The organism is Shewanella sp. POL2 (assembly GCF_000282755.1).
GTDB lineage: Bacteria > Pseudomonadota > Gammaproteobacteria > Enterobacterales > Shewanellaceae > Shewanella > Shewanella xiamenensis.
Window position 1 is genome coordinate 1 of sequence record NZ_AKZL01000154.1, and the last position, 4,483, is coordinate 4,483.

At 44.3% G+C, this 4,483-nt stretch carries 5 protein-coding genes and 2 tRNA genes; 1 reads left to right on the plus strand and 6 read right to left on the minus strand.

Translation table 11 applies throughout. The annotated features are described in order from the left end of the window. Positions 1 to 233: 233 nt before the first annotated feature. The 4 genes from greA to SHEWPOL2_RS21445 form a co-directional block, all read right to left on the minus strand. On the minus strand, positions 234 to 710 hold the full coding sequence (gene greA / locus SHEWPOL2_RS21430) for a transcription elongation factor GreA (protein WP_011071421.1): 477 nt from the start codon (positions 708 to 710) through the stop codon (positions 234 to 236). 265 nt (positions 711 to 975) lie between these two features. Then, positions 976 to 1,794 carry a DUF4198 domain-containing protein gene (locus SHEWPOL2_RS21435; protein WP_037431543.1) on the minus strand — a complete coding sequence of 273 codons (819 nt, stop codon included), beginning with the start codon at positions 1,792 to 1,794 and terminating at the stop codon, positions 976 to 978. Between the two features lie 29 nt (positions 1,795 to 1,823). Then, a complete protein-coding gene (locus tag SHEWPOL2_RS21440) occupies positions 1,824 to 2,336 on the minus strand; it encodes a DUF2271 domain-containing protein (protein ID WP_037431550.1) in 513 nt (170 codons plus the stop codon). A gap of 16 nt (positions 2,337 to 2,352) precedes the next feature. Further along, positions 2,353 to 2,949, minus strand: a complete 597-nt coding sequence (locus SHEWPOL2_RS21445) for a PepSY-associated TM helix domain-containing protein (protein ID WP_037431546.1) — start codon at positions 2,947 to 2,949, stop codon at positions 2,353 to 2,355. 411 nt (positions 2,950 to 3,360) lie between these two features. On the opposite strand from SHEWPOL2_RS21445, the gene SHEWPOL2_RS21450 reads away from it, so the two are divergent. Next, entirely contained in the window at positions 3,361 to 3,996 is a 636-nt protein-coding gene (locus tag SHEWPOL2_RS21450) for a hypothetical protein (RefSeq protein ID WP_037431548.1), read from the plus strand. A gap of 291 nt (positions 3,997 to 4,287) precedes the next feature. Here the strand turns inward: SHEWPOL2_RS21450 and SHEWPOL2_RS21455 are convergent. Together SHEWPOL2_RS21455 and SHEWPOL2_RS21460 are read right to left on the minus strand one after the other, a co-directional pair. Continuing rightward, positions 4,288 to 4,362: transfer RNA gene (locus SHEWPOL2_RS21455), tRNA-Gln, on the minus strand. Between the two features lie 35 nt (positions 4,363 to 4,397). Beyond that, positions 4,398 to 4,482 (minus strand) — tRNA-Leu (locus SHEWPOL2_RS21460). Between the last annotated feature and the right edge of the window lies 1 nt (position 4,483).

Genomic DNA, 4,483 nt, shown 5'->3' on the forward strand with positions numbered 1-4,483 from the left:
CCAGACTATATGATATTGACATCGCCAGAACACATGCGATGCTTGCTCGTATCTACTCATGTTATTTGCCTCTTTTGACTTCGCTAAAAATCAAAGATGCATTTAACATGGGTAGGTATACAGGCAAAGCCTCAAATGATGATAACCACCTACTGAAGTAGGTGGTTTTGGGCTAAAAATAAAAAGCCGCTAAAAGCGGCTTTCAATGGTAAATAATCTGATGATATAAAGGCTTAGATATATTGCACCGAAATAATTTCGTAGTCGGTCAAACCACCGGGGGTCGTGATAGACACTTCATCCCCTTCGTTTTTACCCACTAATCCTCGGGCGATCGGAGAGTTGACTGAAATCAGGTTTTCTTTGATGTTGGCTTCATCGTCACCTACGATTCGGTAGGTAACTTCAGCATCGGTATCGAGATTTAAGATAGTCACAGTCGCGCCAAAAATAATACGACCGTTGTTCACCATCTTAGTCACATCGATGATCTGCGCGTTAGAAAGTTTGCCTTCAATATCACGGATACGCGCTTCACAAATACCTTGCTCTTCACGGGCTGCGTGGTATTCAGCGTTTTCCTTCAGATCGCCTAATTCTCTCGCTGAGGCAATCGCTTCAGTGATTTTAGGGCGACGTTCAAACTTGAGCATATCTAACTCTTTACGCAGCTGTTCTGCACCGACAACTGTCATAGGAACCTTAGTCATAACTTCTTTCGTCTCCTTTAAACAAAAGCAACCCGTGCCGACGCTAAGGTCAACACAGTAAAATCAGGGTGGAATTGCGCTATTCTAATCGTTATGCGCGTGGGATGCATCAAGAACTGTGCACCCTTGCAGCTTACTGAAGCTAGCGCCCAGATGCTAGTAGTAAAGAATGATAGTGCGATCTTAATTACGGCAAGAGCCAAAAACAAAAATGCCCACAAACTAAGTTTGTGGGCATTAATCACTTTAGTAATAAAGTCTTAGCTTATTCAAGCCCTGCTTCGAAGGTCAAAAAGATTTCGCTTACCGTCTTATCGGCAAGTGATTTATCAGGACTTGGGCGCTCGATAGAGGCATGTAATAAATAACGGCCAGCGGCAGGTAACGTCATCGCCACTTTACCTTCTTTATCAGAGGTTAAGCTAATTTCCTCTGGCTTGTTACGGTATAGGCTACCGTCCTTCATAATGGCTACGCTGACGCCTTCAACGGGCTTTCCATCATAGACAAATTGCAGTGTTGCAGGTTCATTCTCAACAATATCAGCAGGATGCGTGATAGGTACTAATTCTAAGTATTCACCTTTAGGTGCCAGTACCTTATCGGTTGGTTTATTGCGAGTCACATAGGTTTCAACCCTAGCAACGGTTAATGAGCCTTTAAGATCATAGGCATCCTTTGGCATGACAGCTGCGGTCGCTTTTTTATCAAGACGACTACGCACTACCTCTTCTTTTCCTTTGACTTTGTAAACCGAAAAATACCGAGGCGTAACTTCTTTCTCGAACTTATAGGTGCCGTCTTGTAAGAGCTGCACATCAAAAACTGATTTACGGCCGCCAGTGTAGCTCGAACTTGGTGAACTCGACTTGCCATCGGGTAAATACACTTTCACATCGCTAGCCGTAACAGGCTTATCAACCATAAACACTTGGTTACTAGCGGAAACATCTGAAGTAATCCAAACTGCCTCATTACTTTCTGCCGACACATTGTAGTGGCTAGGTAGAATCCAGCGGTCATGGCTGCTGGCAAATGGGCTGATGCACAGTGCGCTAACTAAGGCAACAAAACGTAATTTCATCTTCACATCCTTTTCGTTAAATACTAGGCTTAGCGAGTCATGCCGCTTAAGCGAATATCAATGACGCCAGTTTCAGTGGTGGCGGGTAATTGGGCTGTAAAATCCCCCGCCGATAAATCAAAGTTTTGTCTGACCAAATCACGGCCACCATGCTCACGCACCACTTCGATAAACACCGTGTAGGAGGCAGGAACAAGAGGTTTACCTGCATCATCTTTTAAGTCCCAATCAATTTTGTAGTGGCCAGCAGGACGTGTTGCTGAGGCGATACCATCGACAAAGCTCATATCCTCACGTCCGGCTTTACGCCACCAACGACGAATATCCTTGAGCCATTTATGGCCTTCATCCCATACCCATAGGCTTATAGTTTTAACGGTTTGGCCCTTGGCATCCTCAACCCATACAGCCACATAGGGTCTGTGATACTGGCCCTCGGTAATTTCTGGCAAGGTTAAATCCACGGTCATTTTCGGTACGGCCAATACCGCAGAACTCATAAACAACGCACCGATAGCGGTGGTGCGAATAAGATGACGCATCATCAATCGGCTCTCCCTATGGAACAAAATAAACATAAACAAGTACGCAGCCAGAGCTGACGATCACCATATAAAACAACGATTTTTTTAATCTTTTGGTTTGAGGTAACAGTAAATAAGCCCCCGTGAGTGAGAACAAAATAATCAACAGCGCACAAAGATCGAGTACCCAAGCCCAGACACTTCCAGTATTACGGCCCTTGTGCAGATCATTTAGCACTGCGACAACGCCATAATCTAAGGTCTCGACATAGGCTTTGCCGTCGAGCAGGTCGAGGGTGGCTGTGCGATAGGTACCAGGCCCCTTACTCACTAGGCTGATTTCATCCTCATCGATATCGGCAGTGGTAATATCCATATCCCATTGACTTTTAAGCCAATGCCCCGCCGCTAAACGCCACTCTGGCTCCTGCGACGCAGCGGGAATTAAATAACTGGGAATATCAAACTGCTCGCGCAGTGGCTCTTGATCCGCAGACGAAAACCAATTGGGGTGATTCAAGGTGATCCCCGTAATCGCGAAAAATAGCATTAACAAAAGCAACGCCATTGAGACGTAGACATGGATAATGCGTGCGTAGGAAAGAGATGATTTACTGACTTTAAATTTCAACGACTGACTCTCAAAAAAGGTATTTCAGGGATTGCTGCCTAAAATCGCCAAAACACAGCAGAACTTAGTGCCTGTATGAAATAAAATTAATGGGCTGATAGTAAATGATATTTATTATCAAAAAGCACCAAGTTTACAATCTTTACATACTCAATACGGTAGCGTTAGATAAAAGCAGAGCTGGTATAACTTGAAGGGAGACAAACTCTCGAATAAAGATACTTTGCAACATTTGGAGAATTACAATTAATTCATATAGATAAAAAGCAACATTTGGACTTAAAATCACACTTAAAATTTACTCTCTTCCCCCTCTCGTTTACAGAATCACAATCGGCTACAATCCGCCGCCGGCGACTTGCTGGTACTTCCAAAGGAAATATCATCTTGGGTACAACTCTGCTCAAAAAAATGCGTTGCCTTAACATTATTTGGCTCGCATTAATGCTAAACGCCTGTGTTGCTCCACTGCTGTTAATGTCGCCTCAAGGCCAACTGATGTGGGCACTGCTAAAACCCCTCGTAGGATTAAATCCTAATGATGTCGGGCTATTCGAACAGCCTCTCATTAAAGATCGTATGAAGTCGCTACTCGGTGATAACTATGAGACCACAGTATCTCTGTTAAAAACTGCCGACAAAATTCAACAGGAAGGCCCCTTATTTTATATGGTGTCGACTTATACTCCCGTGCCTGAAATGGCCGAAAAAGCCGGATTTGTATGGAATTCAGAAACCAACCAAATGGCAGTGATGTTATTAACGGGTGGCTCGCCAAAAATTATCTCTGAGCAGTTTACCAATCAAGCAGAGAAACTCGTTCCAAGCTGGCCAAAAGAACTGGCTGACTATACGGATCCGCAAAAACTGCAGCAAAAGGCCATAGAAGCTGGCACGGAAAAACTGCAAGAACAAATCCCTGCAGCTGCCCCCCTAAAAGCGGTTGCCACAGGCGATGTAAAAACTACACAGGAAACAGTGCTTGAAAAAGCGGTGAACGAAGTCGCAGCTCCCACAGCAGTTAAAGAAGTAAAACCCGTACAATAACCACTACTCAACGCTCGGCGAGCTTTTTAGTCGCATTTCACTTTTATCGGTGTTAGCCACAGTGTTTATTGAACACTGTGGCTTTTTTATCTCTATAAACACCTATCTAAGCCAATTAAGCGCATCTTAGCCATTAGTCATTCTCATATCGCCAAAACACTCAGCAATGCCATAACACACTAACAATGGAGAAGTAGATTGAAAATTAGCGAAGTAACCAGAGGATGATTCGACAAGCATATACAAACGACAGAAAGCAAAAAGCCCGTCAAAGGACGGGCTTTTTAACTATGGCTGGGGTACTAGGATTCGAACCTAGGTATGCCGGGATCAAAACCCGGTGCCTTACCGCTTGGCGATACCCCAATTAACTTGTTTTAACCGTAAAGGTTGCACTTTGATGGTACGGGAAGAGAGACTTGAACTCTCACACCTTGCGGCACCAGAACCTAAATCTGGCGTGTCTACCAATTTCACCATTCCCGCA

Excerpts from the sequence above, each read along its gene's own strand:
- greA (WP_011071421.1), bottom strand. The coding sequence starts at position 710 with ATGACTAAGGTTCCTATGACAGTTGTCGGTGCAGAACAGCTGCGTAAA.
- SHEWPOL2_RS21435 (WP_037431543.1), bottom strand. The coding sequence starts at position 1,794 with ATGAAATTACGTTTTGTTGCCTTAGTTAGCGCACTGTGCATCAGCCCA.
- SHEWPOL2_RS21440 (WP_037431550.1), bottom strand. The coding sequence starts at position 2,336 with ATGCGTCATCTTATTCGCACCACCGCTATCGGTGCGTTGTTTATGAGT.
- SHEWPOL2_RS21450 (WP_037431548.1), top strand. The coding sequence starts at position 3,361 with ATGCGTTGCCTTAACATTATTTGGCTCGCATTAATGCTAAACGCCTGT.